Annotated in this window: 30 protein-coding genes and 1 pseudogene; 13 read left to right on the top strand and 18 right to left on the bottom strand. The window is 62.8% G+C overall.

The window, feature by feature from the left end; all coding sequences use genetic code 11:
• Positions 1 to 2: 2 nt before the first annotated feature.
• The gene (gene earP / locus ACK6AU_RS16430; RefSeq protein WP_409300069.1) at positions 3 to 1142 is read right to left on the bottom strand and encodes an elongation factor P maturation arginine rhamnosyltransferase EarP; all 1140 of its coding nucleotides are present in this window, start codon (positions 1140 to 1142) and stop codon (positions 3 to 5) included.
• 124 nt (positions 1143 to 1266) lie between these two features.
• On the opposite strand from earP, the gene ACK6AU_RS16425 reads away from it, so the two are divergent.
• Together ACK6AU_RS16425 and ACK6AU_RS16420 are read left to right on the top strand one after the other, a co-directional pair.
• Positions 1267 to 1662, top strand: a complete 396-nt coding sequence (locus tag ACK6AU_RS16425; RefSeq protein WP_185701625.1) for a hypothetical protein — start codon at positions 1267 to 1269, stop codon at positions 1660 to 1662.
• Positions 1663 to 1664: 2 nt separating this feature from the next.
• Positions 1665 to 2147, top strand: coding sequence for a GreA/GreB family elongation factor (locus tag ACK6AU_RS16420; protein WP_185701624.1), 483 nt, complete (start codon positions 1665 to 1667; stop codon positions 2145 to 2147).
• A 12-nt stretch (positions 2148 to 2159) separates the two neighbouring features.
• Here the strand turns inward: ACK6AU_RS16420 and cysB are convergent, their stop codons facing one another.
• The 5 genes from cysB to ACK6AU_RS16395 all read right to left on the bottom strand — a co-directional run bounded on the left by cysB (position 2160) and on the right by ACK6AU_RS16395 (position 6106).
• Complete coding sequence (gene cysB, locus ACK6AU_RS16415; protein ID WP_022640079.1) at positions 2160 to 3134, bottom strand: HTH-type transcriptional regulator CysB; 975 nt, start codon at positions 3132 to 3134, stop codon at positions 2160 to 2162.
• A gap of 111 nt (positions 3135 to 3245) precedes the next feature.
• Positions 3246 to 3746, bottom strand: coding sequence for a universal stress protein (locus tag ACK6AU_RS16410; protein WP_185701622.1), 501 nt, complete (start codon positions 3744 to 3746; stop codon positions 3246 to 3248).
• An 85-nt stretch (positions 3747 to 3831) separates the two neighbouring features.
• A complete protein-coding gene (locus ACK6AU_RS16405; RefSeq protein ID WP_185701621.1) occupies positions 3832 to 4737 on the bottom strand; it encodes a 5'-nucleotidase in 906 nt (301 codons plus the stop codon).
• Between the two features lie 29 nt (positions 4738 to 4766).
• Complete coding sequence (locus ACK6AU_RS16400; RefSeq protein ID WP_409300065.1) at positions 4767 to 5720, bottom strand: putative 2-dehydropantoate 2-reductase; 954 nt, start codon at positions 5718 to 5720, stop codon at positions 4767 to 4769.
• Positions 5720 to 6106 carry a thioredoxin family protein gene (locus tag ACK6AU_RS16395; protein ID WP_185701619.1) on the bottom strand — a complete coding sequence of 129 codons (387 nt, stop codon included), beginning with the start codon at positions 6104 to 6106 and terminating at the stop codon, positions 5720 to 5722. Before ACK6AU_RS16395 ends, ACK6AU_RS16400 begins: the two co-directional genes overlap by 1 nt.
• On the opposite strand from ACK6AU_RS16395, the gene ACK6AU_RS16390 reads away from it, so the two are divergent.
• Together ACK6AU_RS16390 and ACK6AU_RS16385 are read left to right on the top strand one after the other, a co-directional pair.
• Complete coding sequence (locus tag ACK6AU_RS16390; protein ID WP_152898796.1) at positions 6105 to 6539, top strand: PilZ domain-containing protein; 435 nt, start codon at positions 6105 to 6107, stop codon at positions 6537 to 6539. The genes ACK6AU_RS16395 and ACK6AU_RS16390 overlap by 2 nt on opposite strands.
• A gap of 142 nt (positions 6540 to 6681) precedes the next feature.
• A complete protein-coding gene (locus tag ACK6AU_RS16385; protein ID WP_185701618.1) occupies positions 6682 to 7758 on the top strand; it encodes a 3-deoxy-7-phosphoheptulonate synthase in 1077 nt (358 codons plus the stop codon).
• 58 nt (positions 7759 to 7816) lie between these two features.
• On the opposite strand, the gene ACK6AU_RS16380 is transcribed toward ACK6AU_RS16385, so the two are convergent.
• A complete protein-coding gene (locus tag ACK6AU_RS16380) occupies positions 7817 to 8098 on the bottom strand; it encodes a GNAT family N-acetyltransferase (RefSeq protein ID WP_022640086.1) in 282 nt (93 codons plus the stop codon).
• A 628-nt stretch (positions 8099 to 8726) separates the two neighbouring features.
• Here ACK6AU_RS16380 and oprI point away from each other — a divergent pair.
• Positions 8727 to 8978, top strand: coding sequence for an outer membrane lipoprotei OprI (gene oprI, locus ACK6AU_RS16375; RefSeq protein WP_003448337.1), 252 nt, complete (start codon positions 8727 to 8729; stop codon positions 8976 to 8978).
• A 126-nt stretch (positions 8979 to 9104) separates the two neighbouring features.
• Here the strand turns inward: oprI and ACK6AU_RS16370 are convergent, their stop codons facing one another.
• From ACK6AU_RS16370 to ACK6AU_RS16360, 3 genes are all read right to left on the bottom strand, one after another.
• On the bottom strand, positions 9105 to 10079 hold the full coding sequence (locus tag ACK6AU_RS16370) for a L,D-transpeptidase family protein (protein WP_185701617.1): 975 nt from the start codon (positions 10077 to 10079) through the stop codon (positions 9105 to 9107).
• A 134-nt stretch (positions 10080 to 10213) separates the two neighbouring features.
• Complete coding sequence (locus tag ACK6AU_RS16365) at positions 10214 to 10507, bottom strand: hypothetical protein (protein WP_409300062.1); 294 nt, start codon at positions 10505 to 10507, stop codon at positions 10214 to 10216.
• A gap of 56 nt (positions 10508 to 10563) precedes the next feature.
• Positions 10564 to 11169, bottom strand: coding sequence for an arylesterase (locus ACK6AU_RS16360; RefSeq protein ID WP_185701616.1), 606 nt, complete (start codon positions 11167 to 11169; stop codon positions 10564 to 10566).
• Positions 11170 to 11179: 10 nt separating this feature from the next.
• On the opposite strand from ACK6AU_RS16360, the gene ACK6AU_RS16355 reads away from it, so the two are divergent.
• Together ACK6AU_RS16355 and ACK6AU_RS16350 are read left to right on the top strand one after the other, a co-directional pair.
• A complete protein-coding gene (locus ACK6AU_RS16355; protein WP_185701615.1) occupies positions 11180 to 11863 on the top strand; it encodes an ABC transporter ATP-binding protein in 684 nt (227 codons plus the stop codon).
• A complete protein-coding gene (locus ACK6AU_RS16350; protein WP_409300059.1) occupies positions 11863 to 14373 on the top strand; it encodes an ABC transporter permease in 2511 nt (836 codons plus the stop codon). Before ACK6AU_RS16355 ends, ACK6AU_RS16350 begins: the two co-directional genes overlap by 1 nt.
• A 24-nt stretch (positions 14374 to 14397) precedes the next feature.
• Here ACK6AU_RS16350 and greB read toward each other — a convergent pair whose 3' ends face one another.
• Entirely contained in the window at positions 14398 to 14871 is a 474-nt protein-coding gene (greB, locus tag ACK6AU_RS16345) for a transcription elongation factor GreB (protein WP_409300057.1), read from the bottom strand.
• A 299-nt stretch (positions 14872 to 15170) separates the two neighbouring features.
• On the opposite strand from greB, the gene ACK6AU_RS16340 reads away from it, so the two are divergent.
• Entirely contained in the window at positions 15171 to 15800 is a 630-nt protein-coding gene (locus tag ACK6AU_RS16340; protein WP_185701612.1) for a response regulator transcription factor, read from the top strand.
• 87 nt (positions 15801 to 15887) lie between these two features.
• Here ACK6AU_RS16340 and ACK6AU_RS16335 read toward each other — a convergent pair whose 3' ends face one another.
• From ACK6AU_RS16335 to ACK6AU_RS16325, 3 genes are all read right to left on the bottom strand, one after another.
• Positions 15888 to 16196, bottom strand: a complete 309-nt coding sequence (locus tag ACK6AU_RS16335) for a class I SAM-dependent methyltransferase (protein ID WP_185701611.1) — start codon at positions 16194 to 16196, stop codon at positions 15888 to 15890.
• Positions 16197 to 16495: 299 nt separating this feature from the next.
• Positions 16496 to 16930 (bottom strand): DoxX family protein, encoded by a 435-nt coding sequence (locus tag ACK6AU_RS16330; RefSeq protein ID WP_185701610.1) that lies wholly within the window; start codon positions 16928 to 16930, stop codon positions 16496 to 16498.
• A 101-nt stretch (positions 16931 to 17031) separates the two neighbouring features.
• A complete protein-coding gene (locus tag ACK6AU_RS16325; protein ID WP_409300054.1) occupies positions 17032 to 18453 on the bottom strand; it encodes a transglycosylase SLT domain-containing protein in 1422 nt (473 codons plus the stop codon).
• Positions 18454 to 18689: 236 nt separating this feature from the next.
• On the opposite strand from ACK6AU_RS16325, the gene ACK6AU_RS16320 reads away from it, so the two are divergent.
• Together ACK6AU_RS16320 and ACK6AU_RS16315 are read left to right on the top strand one after the other, a co-directional pair.
• The gene (locus ACK6AU_RS16320) at positions 18690 to 19496 is read left to right on the top strand and encodes a TatD family hydrolase (RefSeq protein ID WP_409300052.1); all 807 of its coding nucleotides are present in this window, start codon (positions 18690 to 18692) and stop codon (positions 19494 to 19496) included.
• Between the two features lie 85 nt (positions 19497 to 19581).
• Positions 19582 to 20907: a methyl-accepting chemotaxis protein gene (locus ACK6AU_RS16315; RefSeq protein ID WP_409300050.1), complete on the top strand. Its 1326-nt coding sequence runs from the start codon at positions 19582 to 19584 to the stop codon at positions 20905 to 20907.
• A gap of 48 nt (positions 20908 to 20955) precedes the next feature.
• On the opposite strand, the gene ACK6AU_RS16310 is transcribed toward ACK6AU_RS16315, so the two are convergent.
• The 3 genes from ACK6AU_RS16310 to ACK6AU_RS16300 all read right to left on the bottom strand — a co-directional run bounded on the left by ACK6AU_RS16310 (position 20956) and on the right by ACK6AU_RS16300 (position 23323).
• Complete coding sequence (locus ACK6AU_RS16310) at positions 20956 to 21483, bottom strand: GNAT family N-acetyltransferase (protein WP_185700399.1); 528 nt, start codon at positions 21481 to 21483, stop codon at positions 20956 to 20958.
• Positions 21484 to 21553: 70 nt separating this feature from the next.
• On the bottom strand, positions 21554 to 22459 hold the full coding sequence (locus tag ACK6AU_RS16305) for a LysR family transcriptional regulator (RefSeq protein ID WP_185700398.1): 906 nt from the start codon (positions 22457 to 22459) through the stop codon (positions 21554 to 21556).
• Between the two features lie 90 nt (positions 22460 to 22549).
• On the bottom strand, positions 22550 to 23323 hold the full coding sequence (locus ACK6AU_RS16300) for an SDR family oxidoreductase (RefSeq protein WP_409300047.1): 774 nt from the start codon (positions 23321 to 23323) through the stop codon (positions 22550 to 22552).
• Positions 23324 to 23485: 162 nt separating this feature from the next.
• Between ACK6AU_RS16300 and ACK6AU_RS16295 the strand changes: the two genes are divergently transcribed.
• Together ACK6AU_RS16295 and ACK6AU_RS16290 are read left to right on the top strand one after the other, a co-directional pair.
• Positions 23486 to 24091: a flavin reductase family protein gene (locus tag ACK6AU_RS16295; protein WP_185700396.1), complete on the top strand. Its 606-nt coding sequence runs from the start codon at positions 23486 to 23488 to the stop codon at positions 24089 to 24091.
• Between the two features lie 12 nt (positions 24092 to 24103).
• Positions 24104 to 24598, top strand: coding sequence for a YbaK/prolyl-tRNA synthetase associated domain-containing protein (locus ACK6AU_RS16290; protein WP_409300045.1), 495 nt, complete (start codon positions 24104 to 24106; stop codon positions 24596 to 24598).
• Between the two features lie 6 nt (positions 24599 to 24604).
• On the opposite strand, the gene ACK6AU_RS16285 is transcribed toward ACK6AU_RS16290, so the two are convergent.
• Positions 24605 to 25489, bottom strand: coding sequence for a LysR family transcriptional regulator (locus tag ACK6AU_RS16285; RefSeq protein WP_409300043.1), 885 nt, complete (start codon positions 25487 to 25489; stop codon positions 24605 to 24607).
• A gap of 95 nt (positions 25490 to 25584) precedes the next feature.
• Between ACK6AU_RS16285 and ACK6AU_RS16280 the strand changes: the two are divergent.
• Positions 25585 to 25795 (top strand): annotated as a pseudogene (locus ACK6AU_RS16280) (MFS transporter); the annotation flags it as partial.

The following is a 25795-nucleotide window of genomic DNA, read 5'->3' as shown; positions in this document are numbered from 1 at the left end:
CCTCAGTGCTGGTTCCAATTTAGGTAAAACTGCACCAGCGCCGCAGCAAGATCGGCCTGCAAGCCCTGTTCCAGGCACCATCGTTCGGCGTGCACGGCGATTTCCGGCCAGTGTCGCAGCAGCTTTTCCCAGGGGGCGGCCATCTGCCCCTCGGTGTTCCAGGCTCGCCACAAGGCCAGCACGGCCGCCCCGGCCTCGGCTGACAGCCCGCGGGTGTAGAGCGCGAGGAACGCCTCGAGCTTGTCCAGGTGGATGTCTTCGTCCTGGCGATAGATGTGCCAGAGCATCGGCCGCCCCGCCCATTGCGCCCGCACGAAAGAGTCTTCGCCCCGTACCGCGTTGAAATCGCAGCACCAGAGCAGGCGGTCATAATCTTCCTGGCGCACGAAAGGCAGGACCTGGAGCGTCAGCGATTGCCGGGCCAGCACGCTGCCCACGACCAAGGAGTCGACGCCCAGCCAGCGTTGCACATCACCGAGGATGCGCCCTTCGGGCACCAGTAAATGGGTAGGGCGGCGATCGGCAGCCAGGGCATCCAGCCAGCCGGCCAGGCCGGCATTTTCATAGGCGAACAGCGACATCAAGCGAGCACCGCTGGCTGGCACTACCCCAAGCTGTCGAAGGAATGCCACCTGGGCCTGGGGGTCGGCCTGGAACGCCCGGCGTCGCTCCAGCAGGCCGTTCTCGCGCAGCAGCCCGCCGGTCTGCGCCTGGAATCCCGGGAAGAAGAAGTACTTCTGTACACCACGAAACTTCACCGAGGGCAGGCCATGGCAGCCTCCGACCCAGTCCTCGGCGCTCAGGTAATCCAGGTTCAACCACAAGGGCGCCCGTTCGCGATCGGCCATGGCTTCCATATAGGCATGAGGCAACTGGCAGGCGAACGCAGCGATCACCACATCGGCCGCGACTTCGGCTGACCACTGGGCCGGCCAATGCCGGACCTCGACCCCGTCCTGCTGCTGGCGGTCCTTGTCCATGTCGATCTCCGGACAGATCCGCTCGAAGGCGCGCAGGTCGTCGACCCACAAGCGCACGGCGCAACCATGTTCGGCCACCAACTGCCGGGCCAGACGCCAGGTCACGCCGATATCACCGTAGTTGTCGACCACGCTGCAAAAAATGTCCCAGGAGGCTTTCATTCCTGTCCCCAATTGGCAAAGGCGCCGATTGTCCGCATAAATGCCCCTGCGCAGAAGAGCCGACCTCGATTAATCTTCGTGCGACAATCAGCCCCCGTTCAACCTTGCCCGCCAGGAGGCAACCATGTCGCACCGTCCGCCCGCCCGCCGCCCATTGCGCATCGGCTTCAATGCCCTGGCGCTCAGTGCCAGTATCGCCCTGGGCCTGTGGCTGGGGTTCCTGGCGATCGCCCTGACCTGCTGGCTGGCCTCGCACTTTCTGTTCAGCCAGCAACTGGCGCCGGTGGCCCAGGCCGTGCAACAACTGGGCAAGCCCGCCGTGGCCGCCCCCGAACAGCCCAACCGCCTGTTCGAGCAATACCAGGAAAACCTGCGCAAGAACGAGGAACTGCAATCCCTGGAGAACGCTCGCAGCAACCCGCGCAACCTGTCCAACGCCAAGTGCCAGTTCTGGCTGCAGCAGGACCAGACCGCGCCGAGCGACAAGAGCCGGGCCAACGTCCTGCAATTCTGTAATTGACCATGAATAAACAGTCCGTCTACCCACTGATCCTGCAACAGCTCCAGGACGATCTGCAGATCGCCCTGCGAGCGGCGCAAACCGCCCACGAGACAGCGACCCACGAAGAGAACGTCGCCGAGAACAAGTACGACACCCTGGGGCTTGAGGCCGCGTACCTGGCCGCCGGTCAATCCAGGCGGGTCGAGGAAATCCGCCAGGCCCTGGGGCTCTGGCAGAACCTGGCCTTGCGCCCCGGCGATGGGCAATCGAGCATCCAGGTCGGGAGCCTGCTGGGCCTGGAAGATGAGCGCGGGCGCGAACAGTGGCTGTTCCTCGGGCCCGACGGAGCGGGGCTGAAGGTCCAGGTGGTCGGCCAGACGGTGACGGTGATCACTCCACGCTCGCCCATGGGCCAGGGCCTTCTGGGCAAGTTCGAGGGTGATGAAGTGGAAATCGTGGTTGCCGGCACCCGGCAACGGTTCACTGTCACCGAGGTGCGCTAGGCCGGCGGGAAATCAGTGGACCGGTAGCTCGACGCCGTCGAACAGCTCTTCCAGTTCTTGCTTGTTATGGCACTGGATGGCCTTGGCCATGACTTCGCGAGTCAGGTGCGGGGCGAACTTCTCGATGAAGTCGCACATGAAGCCGCGCAGAAAGGTACCGCGACGGAAACCGATCTTGGTGATGCTCGACTCGAACAGCTCGCTGGCATCCAGTACCACCAGGTCGCTGTCGAGCTTGGTATCCACGGCCATCTTGGCCACGATGCCCACGCCCAGGCCCAGGCGCACATAAGTCTTGATCACGTCGGCATCGGCGGCGGTGAATACCACCTTGGGCGTCAGGCCGCGATGGCTGAAGGCTTCGTCGAGCTTGGAGCGGCCAGTGAAGCCGAACACGTAGGTCACGATCGGGTATTCGGCCAGGGTCTCGAGGGTCAGCTTCGGCAGCTTGGTCAACGGATGGCCCTGGGGCACGACCACGCAGCGGTTCCAGCGGTAGCACGGCATCATCACCAGATCACCGAACAGCTCCAGCGCCTCGGTGGCGATGGCGAAGTCCACGGTACCGTCGGCGGCCATCTCGGCGATCTGCATAGGCGAGCCCTGATGCATGTGCAGGGCCACATCCGGGTACTGCTTGATGAAGCTGCTGATCACCGGAGGCAGGGCGTAACGCGCCTGGGTATGGGTGGTGGCGATGGACAGGGTGCCCTTCTTCTCGTTGGAGAACTCCTGGGCGATCTGCTTGATGCTCTCGACCTTGCGCAGGATCTCGCCAGCGGTGTTGATGATTCGCTCACCCGCCGGGGTCACGCGGGTCAGGTGCTTGCCACTGCGGGCGAAGACCTCGACGCCCAGTTCGTCCTCGAGCAGGCGAATCTGCTTGCTGATACCCGGTTGCGAGGTGTAGAGGCTTTGGGCGGTAGCGGAAACGTTGAGGTCGTGGTGCGCCACTTCCCAGATGTAGCGCAATTGTTGAAGCTTCATATCAATCCCTCAAAGCAGGTAGGCGCCACGGGTATCAGCGACGGTATATAACTATATTAATGGTCAGGAGAATAAATCTAGAACTTTTCTTCAGAATTTTCCATTTCATCCTCAGGCATCGCCCTGGCGTCGCCGCTGCATCAGGGGGACCAGGTAAACCGGTACTTTGGCCAGTTGCAAGACCCGCGCGGCGGTGCGGCCCAATGGCGTTTGCGCCCCCACCCCATGGCTGTGACTTCCTACAATCAACAGATCCACCGAGAGTTTCGCCGTCTGCTCGAGTATCACCTGCGAGGGGTCTCCTTGCAGGACACGCACCGACTGGATCAGGGTCAGGTCCTGCATGCCCTCGCCCAGCTCTTCGCGAAAACTGTCCAGCACCCGCTGCTCGATATTGGCCATCACCGTGTTCAGCCCCTGGCGATGGAACTCGTTCAGCGACTGCTCGTCCAGATAGCTCTGCAATACCGACTCGGCGAACAGCCCCATGGGTTCGACGGCATGCACCACGTGTAGGTCGGCATTGAACGTTCGAGCCAGTTCCAGGGCGTGCTGCATCACATAGGGGGCGTACACGCCGAGGTCAGTGGCATACAGCATCGAACGAATCATACGACCTCCTCAACTGCCAATCTGGGCGGAGATTGATTCAGCTTAGCAGTGCCTGGAGGTGTGCGAGCCCCGGATTCCGGGGGGCTCAGGCCTTGGCTTGGTTACTGATGCCATGGGGCACGTGACCGGTGGCCACCACCTCTCGCGCCAGCTCGCAGTGACCGGCCTGGTCGTCGAAAAACACATCGGCGGCGAAGGCCTCGAGGAAGGCGGCCTTTTCCAGACCACCGAGAAAGAGCGACTCGTCGAGGCGGATATTCCACTCGCGCAAAGTCCGGATCACCCGTTCGTGGGCCGGGGCCGAACGCGCGGTGACCAGCGCCGTCCGGATCGGGCAGGCATCGCCGGGGAACTCGCCCTGGAGCAGGTTGAGCGCCGCCAGGAAGCCCTTGAACGGCCCACCCGGCAGAGGCTCGCGGGCCGACTGGCGCTCGCTGGCCTGGAACGCCTCCAGACCGCCGGATTGATAGATGCGCTCCGATTCATCGGAAAACAGTACCGCGTCACCATCGAAGGCAATGCGCAGCTCGCCGTTCTCGGCCCGCCGCGTGCCACCGGAAAGAATGGTCGCCGCGGCGAAACCGGCCTCCAGCGCACTGCGCACATCCTCGGCATGGGTGGAAAGAAACAGGTCGCTGCCAAAGGCCGCCAGGTAAGGATAGGGGCTGCGCCCGCCCACGAAGGCTGCTCGGGAAATACCCAGGTCGTAGTGCTGGATCGAGTTGAACACTCGCAGGCCCGTGTCGGCGCTGTTGCGTGACACCAGCACCACCTCGACCCGCGCCCGCCCCAGGCTGGCATTCAGGCTCAAGAGTTTCTTGACCAGGGGAAAGGCATCCCCGGGCTCGAGGATCTCCTCCTCGTGCTCGATCTGGTACTGCCGGTAGGCCTCCACCCCCTGGGCCAGGTAGACCTTATGGCTGTCACTCAGGTCGAACAGCGCCCGCGAAGAGATCGCTACCACCAGTTTGCCGTCCAGTCCCTTTGCCATATTCGCTCCTGGTCAGGTGATGACCAGCCTCAGGCCGGATGCCGATCGATGAACCCCAGGGCCTGGTACAACGCCCGGATCTTCGGCAGTTCGCAACCCGCTGCCTGCGCGGCAGCCAGCGGAGCAGCATAGATGGCCTCGAGCTCCAACGGACGTCGGTGCAGGAAATCATGGTACATGCTGGGCCAATAGTCGGGCATGACCTCGGTGGACTTGAACAACTGCTGGGCATAGGCCTCCGGAATGGCGTAGCCGCAGGCCGCAGCTCCCTGCAATACCTCTCGCATCAAGTCCTGGATCAACTGCCGGCAGTCCGGGTCGGCCATCAGCGGCGTGGTACTCGCCCGCAGCAGCACCGACAAGCCGTTGTACGGCACGTTCCACACCAGCTTCTGCCAACGCGCTTGCTGCAGGTTGCCCATGGCCTGGGAATCGATCCCGGCTTCACGGAACAACCCGGCCCCCTCCTCGACGATCGCCTGGCGCAGTGCCGGGTCGCCGGCGGGACCGCTGTGATAGCCCAGGTTCACGGCGCCAAGGGCCTGATGCTCGATCTGCCCGGGGCCGGCACGATGGACACAGATGAAGCACAAGCCGCCCAATAGATGCAGCGAGTCGGGCAAAGCACCACGCAACTGGTCTTCGACACCCAGGCCATTCTGCAACAACAGGACCCTGGCTCCCGGGGCGGCCGCCTGGATGATCGCCGGTGCCAGTTGCAAGTTGCTGGTGGTCTTGGCGCCCACCAGCAGCCAATCGCAAGGCGGCATCTGCTCGGCGCGGGCGTAGGCCTGCACTGGATCGAGGGTCAAGGTGCCATATACCGCGCTGGTCAAGCGCAGCCCGTGTTCGACGACGGCCGAAAATTCACTGCGCAATAGAAAGTGCACGTCGAAACCGGCACGGGCCAGCAGCAACCCATAAAAACCGCCGATCGCCCCGGACCCGATAATGCCCACACGCGGCTTGCGAACTGCATCCATCACGGCAACTCCTCTGGTAATCGTTCAAGCGCCTGATCCAGGCCCAGGGCAAGCTCTCCAGCCGTCAGCCGCGATTCTATGCCCCCATGAAACCGAGCATCGCGCACCACGAACAATGCTGGAAGGTGGAACACCTGGTAACGCTCCACCGCGCCGCCATTGTCACCGGCATCGATCCAGCACAGACGATCGACCGGCAAATCCAGCCTGGGTAACTGCTGCCGTGCCCAACGGCAGGCGGAACAGCCGGGGCTGGTGAAGATCACCAGGGAAACCCCCGACAGCCCCAGCAAGGTCTGGTCGACGTCGAAATCGGTCAGCTCCAATTGGGCCACTATACTTCGGGAAACACTGTCAGTTGGACGACACTCGGAGTCTGCGGTCATGGGACGGTTTCTGCCTCATCCTGATGATGTTCCGGTTGAATTGACCCTGCGCAAGCATGCCTGCATTTCGCGCCAGCGGCTGCACACTATCAGCCTCGGCGGCATGGCCTGCAATTACCATCGCGCCTGGCGTCGCGGCACCGCGCTTGAAGTGCACATGCCGACCCTGGGTGAGAATGCCCGCTATAACGGCTATGTGGCCTGGTGCCTGAAGCGCAAGCGTGGCTACCTGGTGGGCATCGCCTTCGTCGACGAACAGACGCTGTTCGGCGCACGCATGAGTGAACAGGTTTGCCAGATCGCTCGCTACTGTCGCCTGCACGAGCCCCAGAGCGAACAGCAATGTATCGAGGCACTGGCCCTGGACTGGGTCGAGCGCCACGCGCAGGATTATTCCGAGGATCGGGTACACCAGGCCTTCATACAGCCATAGCCCCATAAAACCGCGCCCTGCCCATTGTCGAGCCCCCGGGTAACGCGCTAAGGTTCGGCTCCCCGACGCGCCCAAATCCGCTGTGCTCCGCCGCTCTCGGGGATCGCTGGCGGCCGGCATCCGTGACCTGACGAGTAACACGATGGCTGATTTACCGATCAACGACCTTAACGTCGCCTCCAACGAGACCCTGATCACTCCCGATCAACTCAAGCGAGACATTCCGCTGAGCGACACCGCCTTGCGCACCGTGACCCGCGGTCGCGAAGTGATCCGCAACATCCTCGATGGCACTGATCACCGTCTGTTCATCGTCATCGGGCCTTGCTCGATCCACGATATCAAGGCGGCCCATGAGTACGCCGAACGGCTCAAGGCCCTGGCCGCCGAAGTTTCCGACACCCTCTACCTGGTCATGCGGGTGTACTTCGAGAAACCTCGTACCACCGTTGGCTGGAAAGGCCTGATCAACGACCCCTACCTGGACGACTCGTTCAAGATCCAGGACGGCCTGCACATCGGCCGCCAGCTGTTGCTGGACCTGGCTGAAATGGGCCTGCCTACGGCCACCGAAGCCCTGGACCCGATCTCCCCGCAATATCTGCAGGACCTGATCAGCTGGTCGGCCATCGGCGCGCGCACCACCGAATCCCAGACCCACCGCGAGATGGCTTCCGGCCTGTCCTCGGCAGTGGGGTTCAAGAATGGCACCGATGGCGGCCTGACCGTCGCGATCAACGCCCTGCAATCGGTTTCCAGCCCACACCGCTTCCTGGGGATCAACCCAGAGGGCGGCGTGTCCATCGTCACCACCAAGGGTAACGCCTACGGCCACGTGGTCCTGCGGGGCGGCAACGGCAAGCCGAACTACGATTCGGTCAGCGTCGCGGTCTGCGAGCAGGCCCTGAACAAGGCCAAGGTCAAGCCGAACATCATGATCGACTGCAGCCACGCCAACTCCAACAAGGACCCGGCGCTGCAGCCGCTGGTGATGGAAAACGTCGCCAACCAGATTCTCGAGGGCAACCAGTCGATCATCGGCTTGATGGTAGAGAGCCACCTGAACTGGGGTTGCCAGGCGATTCCCAAGGATCTGTCGGAGCTGCAATACGGCGTGTCGATCACCGATGCCTGCATCGATTGGGAAAGCACCGAGAAGACCTTGCGCAGCATGCATGCCAAGCTCAAGGATGTCCTGCCGCAACGCCAGCGCAGCTGATATTCGCCAGATACGAAAACGCCGGGCCAAAGCCCGGCGTTTTTCATTATCACCCTGGTCAGAGTTTTGCTGCGTGGCGCTGGTGGCGCTCCATGTAGCGCTCCACATACGAGCAGGACGGGATCACTGTGTAGCCCATGCGATCGGCATACTCCAGGGCCTGCTCGGTCAGCGCCGCGGCGATGCCACGCCCCCGCAGGGCGTTAGGCACGAAAGTGCGGTAGATATCCAGGGTCTGCTTACCCAGGTCCATATAGGTCAGGTAGGCACGATGACCGTCCACATTGGTCTCGAACTGATGACCAACCTGGTCATGGTGGATGGACAACGCCTCGCTCATCACTACTCCTTGCGGGTCTGAAATGCCGACCCCTACCTTACCGATGTTTTTCCGGCGAAGGAACAACTTACGCCACCTCGTGCCTGTCGGTCGCCGAGTAGAAGCTTGCACCAGAAGCACGTTACAAAATATTAGGCGCCCTTGGCATGAATGCTCAAGCCATACCCGTCACAGATCAGCACAAAAGGACCTGGCGAGCGCTTGCCGTCCCCTGCCCTGGTTCAAGATACCTGGCAGTCATACATCGCCGGATGCTGAAACTTAAGACGAAGCAGCGCTCTTAAAGTCACCGCCGGTAGACATAAAGAGGTCGCTCGAAATCTGCACAAAAGTGTCATCGGCACAATATAGACCGACTTTAGTCTAGCGCCCGAAACTGCACCTGGAAAAATTCCCGGATCAATGCTGGCAAACAAGCAGCACTCCTGCCCGCCAAAGCCTCTGCGTTGAATATTTTTTATCCAACCGGTTTGTAGAGTTGCTCGAAAAAGATTCACCGCCTAGAATTTTTTTTGCTTCTTGCGCTACGTCAGTTTACTTACTACAAGTAATGGGTAGTATGTACGCCGGCTATTTCCTCGCTCTGAGGTGGATAGCTACTAATAGAAAGTCCTTGAAGGGGAACACGATGAACAACGTTCTGAAATTCTCTGCTCTGGCTCTGGCCGCAGTTCTGGCTACCGGTTGCAGCAGCGTATCCAAAGAAACCGAAGCTCGTCTGACTGCTACTGAAGACGCAGCAGCTCGTGCTCAGGCTCGTGCAGACGAAGCCTATCGTAAAGCTGATGAAGCTCTGGCTGCTGCTCAAAAAGCACAACAGACTGCTGACGAAGCTAACGAGCGCGCTCTGCGTATGCTGGAAAAAGCTAGCCGCAAGTAATAGTCCCTCGGGATTGTTATCGAGCCGATCCAATTTTTTGGGTCGGCTTTTTTATTGCCTGGCTTTTGCCTCGGCAATAAAAAACCCGCCGCAGCCAACAGGCCGCGGCGGGTTCTCTTGAGCCGCTTACTGCGGCATTTCAAAAGGTGTGCTGGACAACGATGTCGCGGGGGCAGCCGATGGCACGGCAATCTCCACCGGCAGGCCATCTTCGGCTGCTACTACATCGCGTACCACATCCCAGTTCATACGCAGGTTGTTAGCCAGGTCTTCGCGCTTGAGCAAGGCGTTGATTACAGCGGTGTGCTTGTCGACCACCGAAGGATTGCCTTTATCATCCAATGGCGTATGAGCCTCAAGATAGACTTTACCGGCACTGATACCGAACTTGTACGGTTCATTGATGATACGCACGGAAGTTCCCACCGGGACCATACCGGCCATTTGCAAGACGTTGTTGTTGAGCATGCGGAAACAACCATGGCTGGTGCGCATGCCAATACCGAACTTCTTGTTCGAACCATGAATCAGGTAGCCAGGGGTACCCAGGGTGAACTTGAATGGCCCCAGGGGGTTATCCGGCCCTGCCGGCACCACGCCAGGCAGCGGATCGCCATCGGCAGCGTGTTCCGCCCTGATCGAGGCAGGCGGCGTCCAGGTCGGGTTCGGCGTCTTGGCGGTGATACTGGTATGCGCGATCGGCGACCCCCAGCCTTCCCGACCGATCCCCAGCGGGAAGGTGTAGACCACGCTGCGCCCCTTTGGAAAGTAATACAACCGGTACTCCGCCAGGTTGATCACGATTCCTTCGCGCGGCCCCGGAGGCAGGATGAAGCGGGTGGGCAGAATCACCTCGGTACCCGCCCCAGGCAACCAGGGGTCGACTCCCGGGTTGGCTGCCACCATCTCCAGGTAACCCAGGTCGTTGGCCGTACCCAGGTCGGCGAAGGTGTCTTCGTACTTGGCCTTGATCACCTGTACCTGGCCAACGACATCTTCACCGGGCGGAGGCAGGGGGAACTCCAATGCGGCAACGGGACCGGCCACACACAATGCGGCAAGTGATAGGCAACGGGTGAGGACAGGGAGGCGCGGCAACATCCGGATAATCCTTCGCATGTACAACCAATGAAAGAAACACGATTGTACACCCCCGCCCCAAGGCTCCGGGAGCCAGGCCGAGGGAGACAAGCGCACATATGCAATCCCTGCCGAAACGGCTCGCTAGCGGCCGCCTACAACTCGAAGCGTAGCTCGGGCCAGATCGGCGGAGTCCCACGCTTCTGCGATTCCAGGATCGCCCGGCACAGGGGACAGAGCCGTTGGTCCTGGAAAATCATCCTGTCCACGCTCGACCAACGCGGTTGCGCCGGCAGCAACGTGCCGCACAAGGTACGGTCGGCGGAACCGCCCAACTCCAGCTGGCGCGTCACCAGGTGCACCCTGACCTCCTGACAAGCGAACAGGTCAAGCTGTTCATCAGGCTCGATCAGTTGGTAGGCAAACAGGGACCAGGCGGGACGCGGCATCGGGGGCTCCAAATCGGGGGCGCAACATTAGCCGAAACACTGCCGCTAGAAAAGCGTCAAAGCAGCGGTTTTAGCGTCGGCCAGACATTTTCCAGCAACTTGGGCTGGGCCGCTGCCGCCGGGTGCAGACCGTCCGCTTGCATCATTTCCGGGTGACCGCCGACCCCCTCCAGGAAAAACGGCACCAGGGCCACCTTCTTGTCGCTGGCCAGTTGGCCATAGACCTTGGCGAAGGCCTGGGTATAGCGCACGCCGTAGTTGGGTGGTAGCTGCATGCCCAGGAGCAGCACCTTGGCCCCCACGGCCTGGGCACTGTCGATCATCGAGGCAAGATTTTGTTGCAATTGCTGGGGGGGCTGGCCCCGCAGGCCGTCATTGCCGCCAAGTTCGAGCACCACCACCTGGGGCTTGTGCTCCGCGAGCAGCGCTGGCAGGCGCGCCTGGCCTCCGGCACTGGTATCGCCGCTGACCGAGGCATTGACCACCCTGGCGCCCAACCCCTGGTCGTCGAGGCGTTTTTCCAGCAGGGCTACCCAACCTTGGCGGGTATCCAGGCCGAAAGCCGCACTGATACTATCGCCCACGATCAGGACCGTTCCCGCCGCTGCGTTCTGGACCATGCACATCAAGGCCAGGCCGGCACTCAAAAACCATACACGCATCGGATTCTCCATGGGCGCAAGCATTCTCACTGCGCGGAACCTTAGCAAAGTGGTTCCCAGCGCGGAAGGCGAGCTGACTATCCTCCACGAGCTCAGCCTGGAGCTCGACCAGGGCGACAGCCTCGCCATCGTCGGCGCCTCGGGCTCCGGCAAGTCCACCCTGCTCGGCCTGCTCGCGGGACTCGACCTGCCCAGTAGCGGCGAGGTCATCCTCGCCGGCCAGAGCCTCGGCCAGCTGGATGAAGATCAGCGGGCCCGTGTCAGGGCCGAGCATGTGGGCTTCGTGTTCCAGTCCTTCCAACTGCTCGACAGCCTCAACGCCCTGGAGAACGTCATGCTGCCCATGGAGCTGGATGGCCGCCGCGATGCCCGCGAACGCGCCACCGAGCTACTGCGCCGGGTCGGCCTCGACCAACGCCTGAGTCACTCGCCGCGCCAACTGTCAGGCGGAGAACAACAACGCGTGGCCATTGCCCGGGCATTCGCCGCCGAGCCTGACGTGCTGTTCGCCGACGAACCCACCGGCAACCTCGATAGCCATACCGGAGAGCGTATCAGCGACCTGCTGTTCGAACTCAACAGGGAAAGCGGTACCACCCTGGTGCTGGTGACCCATGATGAGCGCCTGGCCCACCGTTGCCAGCGCCTGATCCGTCTCGAAGCGGGCTCGCTGGTCGCCCCCCTGGAGCCTTGATGGCACGTCTGTCCCTGTTGCGAGTCTTCAGCCTGGCCCTGCGCCAATTGCTACGTGATGCCCGGGCCGGTGAGCTGCGGGTCCTGTTCTTCGCCTTGCTGGTGGCTGTTGCGGCGAGCACGGCCATCGGCTATTTCGGCGCGCGCCTGAACGGGGCGATGCAGTTGCGGGCCACCGAATTCCTCGGCGCCGACCTGTTGCTCGAAGGCAGCTCGCCGGCCCGCCCGCAACAGATCGACAGCGGGCGCGCCCTGGGCCTGGAACACGCCAGCATCGTCGAGTTTTCCAGTGTCATCGCCACGGACGACGGTATCCAGCTGTCGAGCATCAAGGCCGTGGACAGCGCCTACCCGTTGCGCGGCCAGCTCAAGAGCGCCGAAGCCCCCTATGCCAGCGAGATACCTGGTGGGACTCCCGGGCCCGGCGAAGCCTGGGTCGAGCCGCGGTTGCTGGCCGCACTGGACTTGAAGATCGGCGACAGCATCGACGTCGGCAGCAAGACCCTGCGCCTGACCCGGGTCCTGACCTACGAGCCGGATCGCGCTGGCAACTTCTATAGCCTGACGCCTCGGGTGCTGATCAACCTGGATGACCTGCAGGCCACCGGCGTGGTCCAGCCCGGCAGCCGGGTCAGCTACAAGGAACTCTGGCGCGGCCCCGCACCGGCCCTGGAGGCTTACCGCCAGCAGGTCAAGCCGGGGCTTCAAGCCAACCAGCGCCTGCAGGATGCACGCGATGGCAACCAGCAGATCGGCGGCGCACTGGGCAAGGCCGAGCGTTACCTGAACATGGCCAGCCTGGTGGCGGTACTGCTCTCGGGAGTCGCGGTGGCGCTATCGGCCAACCGATTCGCTGCGCGCCGTTTCGATGCCAGCGCCCTGTTACGTTGCCTGGGGCTGTCGCGCCGGGAAACCCTGTTGTTGTTCACGACCCAATTGGTGTTGCTCGGCCTGCTGGCCAGCCTCAGTGGCGCATTGCTGGGCTGGCTGGCACAGCTGGTGTTGTTCTACCTGCTGCACGGACTACTACCTGCCGATGTTCCGCCGGGAGGCCTGCTGCCGGCCATTGCCGGCATCGGTACCGGACTGGTGGCCCTGGCCGGCTTCGCCTTGCCGCCCCTGGCCGCGCTGGGTCGCGTGCCGCCCTTGCGAGTCCTGCGTCGCGACCTGCTGCCAATCCCACCCAGCACTTGGTTGATCTATGGTGTCGCGCTGCTGGCCCTGGGCCTGATCATGTGGCGCTTGAGCCTGGATCTGATCCTGACCTTCGCCCTGCTGGGTGGCGGCCTGGTCGCCGCGCTGGCCCTGGGCGGCCTGCTACTGCTGGCGCTGCAGAGCTTGCGCCGGTTGCTGGCTCGCTCCTCCCTGCCTTGGCGCCTGGGCCTGGGCCAGTTGCTGCGCCATCCCCTGGCCGCCGCCGGGCAATCCATGGCGTTCGGCCTGATCCTGCTGTCCATGGCGCTGATCGCCCTGTTGCGGGCAGAACTGCTGGACACCTGGCAAAACCAATTGCCGAAAAACGCCCCCAACTACTTCGCCCTGAACATCCTGCCAGCCGACAAGCAGGCCTTCACCGACCGCCTGGTGCAGTTGTCCGCCCCATCGGCGCCCCTGTACCCGGTGGTCCCCGGACGCCTGGTGAGCATCAATGGCGAAGCGGTGCAGCAGGTCGTCACCAAGGAATCCAGCGGCGATCGTGCGGTGCAACGCGACCTGAGCCTGACCTGGTCTGCCGAATTACCGGCTGGCAACCAAATTACCGCAGGAAACTGGTGGTCGTCCTCGCCCCAGGCGGATGAGGCGCTGCCTGGCGTATCGGTGGAGGCCAAGGTGGCCGAGAGCCTGAAACTGAAACTGGGGGACCAGTTGACCTTCACCGTTGCCGGAGTGAACCGGCAAGCCCGGGTCACCAGCTTGCGCAGCGTCAACTGGGACAACTTCCAGCCGAACTTCTTCATGATCTTCCAGCCTGGAACCCTCAAGGACCTGCCGGCGACCTACCTCACCAGCTTCTACCTGAGCCCCGGGCACGACCCGCAAGTGGTGGAGCTGTCCAGGGCCTTCCCGGCCGTGACCATTCTCCAGATCGAGGCCTTGCTGGAGCAATTGCGCAGCATCCTGGCCCAGGTCACCTTGGCGGTGGAGTACGTGCTGCTGTTCGTACTTGCGGCAGGAATGGCGGTGCTGCTGTCCGGTTTGCAAGCCACCCTCGACGAACGCCTGCGCCAAGGTGCACTGCTGCGAGCCTTGGGTGCCGAACGACGGCTGCTGGTCAAGGCACGACGGATCGAGTTCGGCTTGCTCGGGGCCATGAGCGGCCTGTTGGCGGCACTGGGTTGCGAACTGGTCAGCCTGGTGCTCTACCGCTTCGCCTTCGACCTGCCCTGGCACCCGCACCCCTGGCTGTTATTGCTACCACTGGCTGGTGCGGTGCTAGTGGGGGCAGCCGGGGTGTTCGGCACCCGGCGAGCGCTCAACGCCAGTCCATTGAGCGTTCTGCGCGAGGGATGAGAGCTCGCCGCTGCGGTGGCGAGCCTACTTCTGGTAGTCGATCTGGTTGATCCACCAGCAGGTCTCGCCCGCCGGGGTCACGACGACGGCCTCATCCCCCACTTCCTTTTTCAGCAGGGCCCGGGCCATGGGCGAATCAATGGAAATGTAGTCCTTGCGCTGGTAGATCTCGTCATAACCCACGATACGAAAACGCTTGATTTCCGCTGCTTCGTTCTCGACTTCGACCCAGGCGCCGAAGAACACCCGGCCCTCCTGCTCCGGCGCATAGGCCACTACTCGCATGTCCTCCAGGCGCTTGCGTATGTAGCGCACCCGGCGATCGATTTCCCGCAATAGCTTCTTGTTGTACTGGTAGTCGGCGTTCTCACTCCGATCACCCAACGAAGCCGCCCAGGTGACCTTCTGGGTGATTTCCGGGCGATGTTCCCGCCACAGGTAGTCCAGCTCCTGTTTGAGAGCCTCGTAACCTTCTTGCGTGATGAGTTTGGTACTCAATTGACTTGTCATCTCCCAGCCCGGTGAGGCTGTACCGTTGTTTGAATGAAGCGCAAGGCACGGCCACCACGGAGCATCGCCGCACCGCCACTGCCGCTCTCTACAACTATCAGATTTATCCGATTTATATCTAAGAAAAATCGGCCAATCATCTGGCCAAGAAGGTAAAGCGTACAACCACAAGGCGCCTTTCTCAGCGGCGAATTCAGTATCCCCGCCTTGCTCGCCAGCTCCAGGCCTACGCACCAAGGAGTCCGTTAGGCGCCTCTCGACCCGCCGAAAATCAAAGGGAGCTACCGATGGCCAGCATCATCATCGTCGATGACCATCCACTGATCCGCCTGGCCCTCAGGTCAGAGCTGGAAGCCCGGCAGTACACCATAGTCGGCGAAACCGACAATGGCGCAGACGCCGTGCAACTGGTACGCCAGCACAACCCGGACCTACTGATCCTCGACCTGGGCATTCCCAACCTGGACGGATTTTCGGTCATCGATCACATCAGGTGCATCCAGCGACCACTCAAGATCCTGGTGGTCACCGCCAGCGAGTCGAGGAACTACGCCTTGCGCTGCCTGCAGGCCGGAGCCATGGGCTTCCTGAGCAAGACCGAAAACCTCCACGAACTGGGCCATGCGGTCAAAGCCATCTTATCCGGCTATATCTTCTTCCCCGATGACACCCTCAACCTCATGCAGCAAAACAGCCGGGCCACCGACCAGGAGAGCGTGCTGATTTCCCGTCTCAGCGACCGCGAGATCACGGTACTGAAGCTACTGGCCAATGGGCTGAATAACCAACAGATCGCCGATAACCTGTTGATCAGCCACAAGACCGTCAGCACTTACAAGATCCGGCTGTTCAAGCACTTCCATATTTCCAACCTGGTAGCCCTGGCCGAGTTGGCGAAGCGCAATTCGGTGGTATGAATGGCTGCTCGCCAGGCGAACAGGATCCATCGCCGGTGAGCCTCTGGCATCGCTGGCCGATACGGGTTCAAGCTGGGGAGCAGGCGCTCAACGACGAACGATCAACCCTTGCCGGGCGACGCGGGTCAGTTGCTTGATGACCTCAGCGGCGTCCTGCGCCTGGGGAGCGGGGATGACCGCCAAGTCGAAACTGTCACTGGCAAAGCGTGCCAGGGACTCACCATCCTCGACAAACTGGATCAGGAACGCCGCCGGTCCCGTGGAACGCCGGGGCCAGCCACCGAGATAACGCAACAAGGTAGGTTGGTGCTGGCCGCTGAGGAGGATTTTCGGGTTGCGCGGGGAAAGACTCGCCGTGATTGGCGCTAGACGTACAAGGGGGCGTGGTGCATTCATCGTATCGTGTCTCTGCCTCAAGTTTCTGCCGGGCAGGTGAGAGGCAACACCGAACCAGCGCTTTAGCGGTACTTCGAAGCCGGACTGGCTTCTGGCAGCAAGCTTTCGGCTTACCTGGCGCCCCGCAAGTAGCTGTTTAAATCGGCGCATGGGCAGCATCCTAGAGAAGCCGGCCAGTCAGTGTCAAGATTCCAGCAAGACGAAAAAAGGCCTGCATCGGCAGGCCCTTGGAACAAACTTGCAAGCGCTTGATCCGGGACAATCGCAGCTGCTGCGCCTACCCGGATCGACTGCCCGGATCACTTGGCGATGGTCGCATCCAGCGACAGCTTGCCGGCCCCTTCGATCAGCACGGCCAGGGTACCGCCGAGCAGCGCCAGGGCGAATTCATAGCCGTTGTTGGCCATGAACAAGCCATTGCTGATATGCACCGAGAAGATCGCCACCAGCAGGGTGAAGGTCAGGCCCAGGGCCGCAGGACGAGCCAGCAAACCGATGACCAGCGCCAGGCCGGCGAAGAACTCGGTACCACCCGACAGCAAGGCCATCAGGTAACCCGGGGCCAGGCCGATGCTTTCCATCCACTGGGCGGTACCCGCCAGGCCACCACCGCCGAACCAACCGAAGAGTTTCTGCGAACCGTGGGCCGCAAAGATGATGCCGACAAGGATGCGCACGACAGTCAGGCCATAACCTGCGCGGGTTCCCAGTACGTTCTTGATCAAAGTGCTCATGCTGTGTGTCCTGTGTAAGGGGGGGAAGTTGGTCGCCATATTAATCAGTTTTTATCATGTTAAAAGCGGAATTATTCCGACATAACAATCAAATTTTTAGATTATTTGCGCGATGCAACTTTTCGCTCCCGAGGCTCCAGGGAGTCCCGCTCGCGGTCGAAGGCCAGATAGTATTTGTTGACACTATTAACATAGCTGACCGCCCCCATCCCCACCTGCTCCATGGCGATGCGCTCCACCTGGAAGAACCACTGGTTCGGGTTCAACCCCCGGCGTCTGGCCTCGGTGCGCATGCCCTGGACCCGCTCGGGCCCCATGTTGTAGGCCGCCAGGATAAACGCCATCCGCTCGCGCTCATTGAGCTTGGGGCTGGCGAAGAATTTACGGCGGATCATGGCCAGGTACCTGGCTCCGGCCTGCACATTGCTATCCACGGATTGAATATTGCTCACGCCCACCCGCTGCGCCGCCGACGGTGTGATCTGCATCAGTCCGGTAGGACCGCCGCCACTCCTGGCACTGGGCTGAAGCGCCGACTCCTTGAACGCCAGGGCTGCCAGGCTCAACCAATCCATGCCCTGTTCCCCGGCATGCTTCTGCAGCACTGGCCGCAGCTTCTCCAGGCGCTGGCGATCAGCCCGGGCCAGGGGGTAATGCACCTGGTACTGGCGGCGGTAGATACGCAGGAAAGCTGCATCCTGGTCCGCCGGCGTCTTGTAGGTCTTGAGGAACCGATCGATGCTCGCCCGCAACATCGAGGCGTCACGCCGGACGAACCAGTGTTCTTCCCCGGGCTCGCTGATCTTCAGCTGCCGGTCCAGGCGCAACTTGCCGAGGATCTTGCTCCAGCGCTCGGCAATCGGCTGCTCGACTATGGTCAGGTGGAAGATGCCGCCCTGGACCATTTCCAGCACATCCTCCACCGCCAGGCTGGGATCGACCCACTCGACCTTGATCGGTGCCAGCTTGCGCAGGGCCAGCTTCTGGTTGATCTGGCTCACCGCCTCGCCGGCGGCGCTACCGGTGGTGAGGGTCAGGGTCTTGCCGGACAGTTGCTCGACCCGCGTATAACGCCGCTCCCCCTTGACTCCCACTAGCAGCAACGGAACGTTACTGGCGATCGGATCACTGGAGCTGACCGCATGCCCGGGCGGGGCCTCCAGCAACTCCCCAGGGGCCACCAGGTCCCCTTCTCCGCGCTGCAAGGCGCCCAATAGCTGGTCCTTGGCCTTGGGGATGATCTTCAGGCTGATTTCCTGGCCATCGCGGGCATGGCCATTGAGGTACTGCTCGAAAGCCCGCAGGCGATGGTACTCGACCCCGATGGACTGGCCCTGGACTTCACCAGAGCTGTTGCGGCTCTGGTTGACCAGCACCCGCAACAGCCGACTGCTACGAATTTCCGCCAGGTCGCGGACCTTGCCCTTGGCCTGGACTTCCGGAGGCCCGGCCAGGCGCGCCACCGCCGGCGACGGCAGGAACAGGGTCAGGCACAGAGCGAACAAGATCGAGGGTCGGGTCATCCGTTCTCCGCATGGATTACTGTTCAACCCTTGGTCGCTTTTCCAGGGTTGATCGCCAGAAACTAAGCGCCGTGGGCGCTGGCAAGGTGCGAAAGACAGCTGAAATGGCCGGGGCGAGCGCTGGGCCATTGCTGTTTGCGACAGCAAGAGACAGCTTCAACTCGTTGTAGTTCTTGGTTTTTCTTATTAAATCCAGAGCTCTGATATGCTTTCCGGCCGCAGGCGGAGATAGCACCATGCAACTCATCGATATCGGCGTCAACCTGACCAATCCCTGTTTTTCCGAAAAACGCCAAGCGGTTCTCGATCGAGCTTATGAAGCCGGTGTCTGCCAGTTGATCGTGACCGGAACCAGCATCGAGGGCAGCGAACAGGCCCTGGACCTGTGCCAACAACTGGACCCCGAGGGCCAGAGGCTATTTGCCACTGCCGGCCTGCACCCCCATAGCGCCAGCGACTGGAACCCCGACAGCGCCCGGCACCTGCGGGCCCTGCTGGGCGAACCGCGGATACGGGCGGTGGGCGAATGCGGCCTGGACTTCAACCGGGATTGCTCGCCTCGCCCGCAGCAGGAAAAAGTCCTGGAAGAACACCTGGCCCTGGCGGCCGAGTTGCAACTGCCGGTGTTCCTCCACGAACGCGATGCCAACGAGCGCCTATTGGCTATCCTGAAAGACTTTCGGGACCGTTTGCCGGCAGCCGTGGTGCATTGTTTTACCGGTGAGCAGCGGGCGCTGTTCAGCTATCTCGACCTGGACCTGCATATCGGCATCACCGGCTGGATCTGCGATGAGCGCCGCGGTACCCATCTGCATCCGCTGGTGCGGGAGATTCCCCGGGGCCGCCTGATGCTGGAGAGCGATGCGCCGTACCTGTTGCCACGCAGCCTGCGGCCGAAACCGAAGAACGGCCAGAATGAACCAGCCTACCTGACCGAGGTGCTGCGCGAAGTGGCCTTGCACCGCCAGGAAACACCGGAGGACCTGGCTCGCCATAGCACGGCCTGCGCCCGGGCGTTTTTTGGCCTGACAGAAATTGCTTGATGCATATCAAGATTTTTCTTAACGCATAACGGCACACTAATGGCACCTTGCCAATACTATTCCGCTCAATCAGAGAAGACCTTCTATGGGTGCCTGGCTTAGCAATATCTCGCTGAAATACAAATTCTGGGCGGTCAACGCGGTCGCCTTCGTCACCACCTTGTTATTAGTGCTGTACGCCGTGCAACTGGAACAACAGGCCCGCAGCCAGAGTGCCCAGGCCGCTGCCCAGGCCCAGGCGCGTTTGCTCGATGCCTGGCCTACCGGAAAACCACTGCCCAGTGACGAAAACCTGGTGTATTTCACCCGGGGCCAGACTCCAGCCGTGAACGAGCAGCAGCTCCCGGAGTTGAATGGCGCCAGCGGCTGGGTCGAACTCAACCACCTGCCGCTATTGGGCGATAACCCACTATTGGGCGCTGAGGTCATAGGCCGCGCCGATGGCCAGCAAGTCGCCGTGCTGGCCCATGCTCCCAGCTTCGCCCAGGTCTTCGGCGACCGCTTTACCAACTATGCGGTCGCCGTGTTCATCCTGATGTTCGCCATGCTCTGCGCTTCGCAGTTGCTGATCCGCTTTCTGCTCAGCCAGCTCAACACCCTCAAGGACGTGATGCTGCACGTTGAAAAGACCGGCGATTTGTCCGCCCGGGTACCGCTGTCCTGCAAGGATGAAGTGGGCCAGATGGCCACCGCCTTCAACGCCATGCAGGCCGGCTACCAGCGAGTGGTGAACACTGTGGCCAATACCGCGCGCCAGCTTGACCAGGGTGCCGCGCGCCTGGCATCGAGCATGAACGACGTGCGTCACGGCATGCTCGGTCAGCAAAGCGAGACCGACCAGGCGGCGACGGCAATCAATGAAATGTCCGCCACCGTCTACCACATCGCCCAGCATGCCGGGGCGACCCGGGACCTGTCGCAAACCGCCGATGCCCTGGCCGGTTCCGGACATGAGGTAGTGGGCCGGGTGCAGAAGTCCATCGCCGGGCTGTCCAACGGCGTGCAACAGACTGCCGAGATGATCCAGAAGCTGGCCGAGGACAGCCAGAAAATCAATGGCGTGGTCAACGTTATCCACAGCATCGCCGAGCAGACCAACCTGCTGGCGCTCAACGCCGCCATCGAGGCGGCGCGGGCCGGTGAGCAGGGCCGAGGGTTCGCGGTGGTGGCCGACGAAGTCCGGCAGCTGGCTTCGCGCACCAGCAACGCTACCGACGAGATCGTCGGCGTGGTGCGCCAGAACCAGGACATGGCCCGTGCCGCGGTGGAGCTGATGGTCGAGGGCAAGCAACGGGCCGAGCAGGGCCTGGCCCTGGCGGCGGAAGCGGGCACGGTGATCGTCGAGATCCAGGACGGTGCCCAGAAGGTGGTCAGCGCGGTGGGGCAGTTCGCCAACCAGTTGTCGACCTGAGTCGCCTTTCGCCAGGGGCGCTCGTCCGTGTGGCGGGCGCTTGCCAGGTCAGCCCAGCTGCGGTGAGTGACATTCGTAGTGCAAGCGATCGAACCACTGCCCGTGCAACTGGAAGCTGCGGCGTGAATGGCCGTAGCGGGAAAAGCCGGACGCTTCGAGTACGCGTACCGAACCGATGTTCTCTGGCCGGGCGTTGGCCTCGAGGCGGCTCAGGCCCAGCTCGCCGAACGCCCGTTGCAGTACCTGGGCGACCGCCGCCCTGGCGATCCCGCGCCCGATGAAGCGTTCACCCACCCGATAACCCAGCTCGGCGCAATTGAAGTAGGGCCGCTGCACCCGGTGCAAGTTGACCCGCCCCACCAGCAAGCCGTCCTGGCGAATCAGGAACTGGTAGCCACGGTCCGCCTCGGCCTCTTGCCGCGCCTGGACGATCGCCTCGGCGACGCCCTCGCGGCAGTAGTAGCCGGGCGGCCTGGCGTTGATCGAGGCTTCGAAGAACGCGCGGTTCTGCTCTTCGAAGGCCAGCAGGTCGTCCAGGTCGTCGAGCTGTGGAGCAGCGATCCGCAGGTGTGCCATGGTCCGGGTACCTCCTTCCTCTGGGGGCGCTTTCATCTCATGATTCGCCGCCCTCGGGCAAGCCTGGCGCTCATGGCTCCAGGTGCGGGCGAATCAGCTCGGCGAACCATTCGATGAACACATTGAGGCGGCGCGAGCGATGGCGCCGGTCGGGATACAGCGCGCAGATATCCATCGGTGCCACTGGTAGCCCGTGCAGCACTTGCACCAGCTCGCCACGGTCCAGCAGGTGCTGTACATCGAAGCGCGGTACCTGGATCAGGCCCAGCCCCTGGCGGCAGCAGGCGATGTAGTTTTCCACGTTGTTGACGATCACCCGGCTGGGCAGGCTCATCAGGTGCTCGCGGCCTTCGAGCAGGTATTCCCAGGGTTGCTCGCGACCGGTGTCCGGTGAGGCATAACCGATCATCCACTGGCCGTGCTGCAGGTCCTGGGGGCCGTGGGGTTCACCATGGGCGGCGAGGTAGGCGGGGCTGGCGCAGTTGATCAACCCCAGCTGGCCCAGGGGACGGGCGACCAGGCTGCTGTCAGCCAGGCTGCCGACGCGGATCGCGCAATCGACGCCTTCCTGCACCAGGTCGATGCTGCGATCGCAAGCGCCCAGGGCCAGTTGCAAGCCGGGGTATTGAGCCAGCCACTGCGGCAGGGCGGGCACGATCAGGCGCCGGGCGATGCGGCTGGGCACATCGATGTTCAGGCGACCGCTGACATCCACCTGGCGATGCTGGAACAGCTGGTTGAGCTCCGCCGCGTCGGCCAGCAGGCGCCGTGCCCGCTCCAGCAGGATGGCGCCGTCGGCGGTCAGTTGCACCTGGCGGGTGGTACGGTGCAGCAGCCTTGTGCCGAGGCCGGTCTCCAACTGCTGCACCGCCGAGGACACCGTGGCCCTGGGCAACTCCAGGACATGGGCGGCCTTGATGAAGCTGCCCATGTCGGCCACCTGGATGAACACCCGGTACTGCTCAAGTTTATCCATCGTCGCAACTGTCCTGGTTCGCGGGCATGCCTGGGGGGAATGGACCGTGGCGCCGGTCCGGCAGGCCAATGTACCCCTTGGACGCGAGGATTACTTGGTGGTGTAGCCGCCGTTGATCAGTAAGGTCTGGCCGGTGATCCACCAGCCCTCGGTCACCAGGTGGCGGATGAAGGGCACCACGTCCTCGATGTCGGTCAGGCCGGTCTTGCTCGACGGCGACAGCGCCGCGGCGCTCTTGTGATAGGCAACGGCATCGGCGCCTTCGGCCGGGTAGAAGAACGGCGTGTCCATCGGCCCCGGACCCACGGCAGTGACCGATATGCCCCGGGCGCCGAACTCCTTGGCCGCCGCCCGGGTGAAGTGCTCCACCGGCGCCTTGGCGCCGCCATAGGCGGCATAGAACGGCGTGAACGCACCCAGCAACGAAGTCACCAGGGTCACCAATTTGCCATTGTCCTCCAGGTGCTTGCCGGCCTCCTTGATGAAGAAGAATGCGCTCTTGGCATTGACCGCGAACATCTGGTCGTACTCCTCTTCACTGATCTCGACAATGGGTTTCTTCAGCACCTTGCCCACGGTGTTGATGGCGATATCGATCTTGCCGAAGCGTGCCTTGACCTCGTCGAACAGGCGCTCCACGGCACCGGCGCGGGTCAGGTCGGCCTGCCAGGCCTGGGCCTCGACTCCCAGCTCCTGGAGGGCGGCCAGGGTCGTCCGGGCATCGGCGGCGCTGGCATCGCTGTTGTAGTGCACGGCCACGGCCCGGGCGCCGTGGTGGGCGAGGTCACGAGCGATCAGGCCGCCGAGGTTCTTCACGCCGCCGGCGATCAGCACGACTTTGTCGTTCAGGGAATGGTCAGCCATGGTGCGCATCCTTCAAGTAGTGAAATGAAGGATGAGTCTAGTCTCCGGGGCATTGTGGATAAGCCGCCGAGCGCTGGACGGATAATCCAGGAAATCCTTCCAATCGACCCATCTGCACCGCCAGGGAGTGGCGCTACAATCGCTTTTTTTCAGGAGCCTGCCATGCCCGCATTTCGTCGTTCGGTCCCCCTGGACAAGGCCTATCGTCTGCTCAACCACGGTCCCACCGTGCTGGTCAGCGCCGCCCATGAAGGGCAGCGCAACCTCATGGCCGCCGCCTGGGCCATGCCCCTGGATTTCCAACCGCCGAAGGTCGCGGTGGTGCTCGACAAGACCACCTGGACCCGGCAACTGCTGGAGGCCTCCGGCAGCTTCGTGCTCAACGTGCCCTGCGTGGAGCAGGTCGACATCACCCAGAGCCTGGGCAACAGCTCCGGGCTGGAACTGCACCAGGGCGGTCGCGACAAATTCAGCGCCTACGGCCTGGCCACCTTCGCCGGCCAGGCCCTTGCCGCGCCGTTGCTGGAAGGTTGCGTGGCCTGGCTGGAGTGCCGGTTGCTGCCCGAGCCCCACAACCACCAGCAATACGATTTGTTCCTCGGCGAAGTGATTGCCGCCCAGGCCGACTCGCGGGTGTTCAGCGAGGGGCGTTGGCATTTCGACGGCCATGACCGGCTGCGCACCTTGCACCATGTGGCCGGTGGGCATTTCCTGACCATTGGCCAGGGTATCGACGGGCGCCAGTTGCCCTTGGCCGGCGAGGCCTGAACAGGAGGTTGCATGCACGAGGTGTTCCAACGCCTGGTGGCGCTGTTGGACAGTCGCCAGGCCCGTTACCGGGTGATCGAGCATCCGGCCGAAGGGCAGTCGGCGCGGGTCGCCGAGATTCGCGGCACCGAGCCGGGCCAGGGGGCCAAGGCCATGCTGTGCGGCCTCAAGGGCGGTGGCGATGCCTACGCCCTGGTGATCCTGTCCGGGGACCAGAAACTGGACATGAAGAAAGTCGGCGCGGCCCTGGGAGGCAAGAAAGCCCAGCTCGTGGCGCCGGAGTTGGCCCGGGAACTGACGGGCTGCGTGATCGGAGCCATTCCACCGCTGAGCTTCGATCCACGGATCGCGTTGATCGTCGATCCGCAGCTGACCTCGCGCTATGAACAAATCGCCTTCAATGCCGGGCGCCTGGATGCGTCCATGGTGCTGGCCACCGAGGACTACCTGCGGATCGCCCAGCCGCGCTTGCTCAGTGTGACCCAGGATGCGCCGGGTGAGGGCTGACGTGCCTTACCAGCTCACCTGGCCCAGGGCCGCGGCGAACGTGGTGAGTTTTGCCGAGCACTGGCGCGAGGGTGGGTAGACCAGCGACAGCTCGCGGCTGCGCCCGTCGTATGCCTGGAGAATAGGCCGCAGGCGACCGTCGTCCAGGGCCTCGCGCACGGCGAACTCCATCAGTTGGGCGATGCCGAAACCACCCAGCACGGCGTCCACCAGGGCGTCGCCGATATCGAAGATCAAACGTCCCGTGACCGCCAGGTCCAGGGGCTTGCCCTGGTCCATGAATTGCCATTCCACCAGCCGGCCGCTGCGCAGGTTGCGCACGGTCAGGCAGTTGTGACGCTGCAACTCGGCCAGGTCCCGAGGCGTGCCGTGGCGTTCCAGGTAGGCCGGCGCCGCCACCGTGACCCAGCGCAGCGGCGCCAGGGGCCGGGCGATCAGGCGCTGGTCCTGGATGGTTCCGGTGCGCAGCACGGCATCGAAGCCTTCGTCGACGATATCCACGATCCGGTCGGTCATCACCGCCTCGATGCTCAAGGCCGGATAACGCTCGGTCAGGCCGCCGATCACCGGCATCACCACTTTGCGTCCGAACAGTGAGGGTGTGCTGATCTTCAGCACGCCGGTGGGCGAGTCGCGGCGTTCCAACAGCAGGCTCTCGGTCTGGACCAGTTCTGCCAGCAGCGGCCCGGCACGCTCCACCAGCATCTGGCCGTCCGGGGTCAGGCTGACGCTGCGGGTGTTGCGTTGCAGCAGGCGCACGCCCAACTGCTGTTCCAGGCGCGAGATGGCCCGGGACAGGCCGGACTGGGTCAGCCCCAGGTCCCCGGCGGCGCGGGTGAAGCTGCGGGTTTCGGCCACTCGGACCAGCAGGCGCAGGGCGTTCAGATCCATGATTAAAGTCATTACTGAAAGAAAGAATGGCTTGTTTATCATTTAAAACGCATCGATGAAACTGGCCGCCGCCATTTCATCCGAGGAGTCCCGCGATGTCCGCGAACCCACTAGCCAAGCCGTCGAGCTGGATGCTGCCGTTGCTGGCCACGGCCCAGCTGATCATTGCCCTGGACGCCACCATCGTCTTCGTTGCCCTGCCGGAGATCGGCCAGTGCCTGGGCTTTTCCGCCCAGCAACTGCAATGGGTGGTCAGTGCCTATAGCGTGACCTTCGGCGGCTTCCTGCTGCTGGGCGGAAAAGCCC

The sequence above is a fragment of the Pseudomonas sp. KCJK8993 genome (genome assembly GCF_046230915.1).
Classification (GTDB): Bacteria; Pseudomonadota; Gammaproteobacteria; order Pseudomonadales; family Pseudomonadaceae; genus Aquipseudomonas; species Aquipseudomonas piscis.
This window is presented reverse-complemented; position numbering and strand designations above follow the sequence as displayed.

Excerpts from the sequence above, each read along its gene's own strand:
- earP (WP_409300069.1), bottom strand. The coding sequence starts at position 1,142 with ATGAAAGCCTCCTGGGACATTTTTTGCAGCGTGGTCGACAACTACGGT.
- ACK6AU_RS16425 (WP_185701625.1), top strand. The coding sequence starts at position 1,267 with ATGTCGCACCGTCCGCCCGCCCGCCGCCCATTGCGCATCGGCTTCAAT.
- ACK6AU_RS16420 (WP_185701624.1), top strand. The coding sequence starts at position 1,665 with ATGAATAAACAGTCCGTCTACCCACTGATCCTGCAACAGCTCCAGGAC.
- cysB (WP_022640079.1), bottom strand. The coding sequence starts at position 3,134 with ATGAAGCTTCAACAATTGCGCTACATCTGGGAAGTGGCGCACCACGAC.
- ACK6AU_RS16410 (WP_185701622.1), bottom strand. The coding sequence starts at position 3,746 with ATGATTCGTTCGATGCTGTATGCCACTGACCTCGGCGTGTACGCCCCC.
- ACK6AU_RS16405 (WP_185701621.1), bottom strand. The coding sequence starts at position 4,737 with ATGGCAAAGGGACTGGACGGCAAACTGGTGGTAGCGATCTCTTCGCGG.
- ACK6AU_RS16400 (WP_409300065.1), bottom strand. The coding sequence starts at position 5,720 with ATGGATGCAGTTCGCAAGCCGCGTGTGGGCATTATCGGGTCCGGGGCG.
- ACK6AU_RS16390 (WP_152898796.1), top strand. The coding sequence starts at position 6,105 with ATGGGACGGTTTCTGCCTCATCCTGATGATGTTCCGGTTGAATTGACC.
- ACK6AU_RS16395 (WP_185701619.1), bottom strand. The coding sequence starts at position 6,106 with ATGACCGCAGACTCCGAGTGTCGTCCAACTGACAGTGTTTCCCGAAGT.
- ACK6AU_RS16385 (WP_185701618.1), top strand. The coding sequence starts at position 6,682 with ATGGCTGATTTACCGATCAACGACCTTAACGTCGCCTCCAACGAGACC.
- ACK6AU_RS16380 (WP_022640086.1), bottom strand. The coding sequence starts at position 8,098 with ATGAGCGAGGCGTTGTCCATCCACCATGACCAGGTTGGTCATCAGTTC.
- oprI (WP_003448337.1), top strand. The coding sequence starts at position 8,727 with ATGAACAACGTTCTGAAATTCTCTGCTCTGGCTCTGGCCGCAGTTCTG.
- ACK6AU_RS16370 (WP_185701617.1), bottom strand. The coding sequence starts at position 10,079 with ATGTTGCCGCGCCTCCCTGTCCTCACCCGTTGCCTATCACTTGCCGCA.
- ACK6AU_RS16365 (WP_409300062.1), bottom strand. The coding sequence starts at position 10,507 with ATGCCGCGTCCCGCCTGGTCCCTGTTTGCCTACCAACTGATCGAGCCT.
- ACK6AU_RS16360 (WP_185701616.1), bottom strand. The coding sequence starts at position 11,169 with ATGCGTGTATGGTTTTTGAGTGCCGGCCTGGCCTTGATGTGCATGGTC.
- ACK6AU_RS16355 (WP_185701615.1), top strand. The coding sequence starts at position 11,180 with ATGGGCGCAAGCATTCTCACTGCGCGGAACCTTAGCAAAGTGGTTCCC.
- ACK6AU_RS16350 (WP_409300059.1), top strand. The coding sequence starts at position 11,863 with ATGGCACGTCTGTCCCTGTTGCGAGTCTTCAGCCTGGCCCTGCGCCAA.
- ACK6AU_RS16340 (WP_185701612.1), top strand. The coding sequence starts at position 15,171 with ATGGCCAGCATCATCATCGTCGATGACCATCCACTGATCCGCCTGGCC.
- ACK6AU_RS16335 (WP_185701611.1), bottom strand. The coding sequence starts at position 16,196 with ATGAATGCACCACGCCCCCTTGTACGTCTAGCGCCAATCACGGCGAGT.
- ACK6AU_RS16330 (WP_185701610.1), bottom strand. The coding sequence starts at position 16,930 with ATGAGCACTTTGATCAAGAACGTACTGGGAACCCGCGCAGGTTATGGC.
- ACK6AU_RS16325 (WP_409300054.1), bottom strand. The coding sequence starts at position 18,453 with ATGACCCGACCCTCGATCTTGTTCGCTCTGTGCCTGACCCTGTTCCTG.
- ACK6AU_RS16320 (WP_409300052.1), top strand. The coding sequence starts at position 18,690 with ATGCAACTCATCGATATCGGCGTCAACCTGACCAATCCCTGTTTTTCC.
- ACK6AU_RS16315 (WP_409300050.1), top strand. The coding sequence starts at position 19,582 with ATGGGTGCCTGGCTTAGCAATATCTCGCTGAAATACAAATTCTGGGCG.
- ACK6AU_RS16310 (WP_185700399.1), bottom strand. The coding sequence starts at position 21,483 with ATGGCACACCTGCGGATCGCTGCTCCACAGCTCGACGACCTGGACGAC.
- ACK6AU_RS16305 (WP_185700398.1), bottom strand. The coding sequence starts at position 22,459 with ATGGATAAACTTGAGCAGTACCGGGTGTTCATCCAGGTGGCCGACATG.
- ACK6AU_RS16300 (WP_409300047.1), bottom strand. The coding sequence starts at position 23,323 with ATGGCTGACCATTCCCTGAACGACAAAGTCGTGCTGATCGCCGGCGGC.
- ACK6AU_RS16295 (WP_185700396.1), top strand. The coding sequence starts at position 23,486 with ATGCCCGCATTTCGTCGTTCGGTCCCCCTGGACAAGGCCTATCGTCTG.
- ACK6AU_RS16290 (WP_409300045.1), top strand. The coding sequence starts at position 24,104 with ATGCACGAGGTGTTCCAACGCCTGGTGGCGCTGTTGGACAGTCGCCAG.
- ACK6AU_RS16285 (WP_409300043.1), bottom strand. The coding sequence starts at position 25,489 with ATGGATCTGAACGCCCTGCGCCTGCTGGTCCGAGTGGCCGAAACCCGC.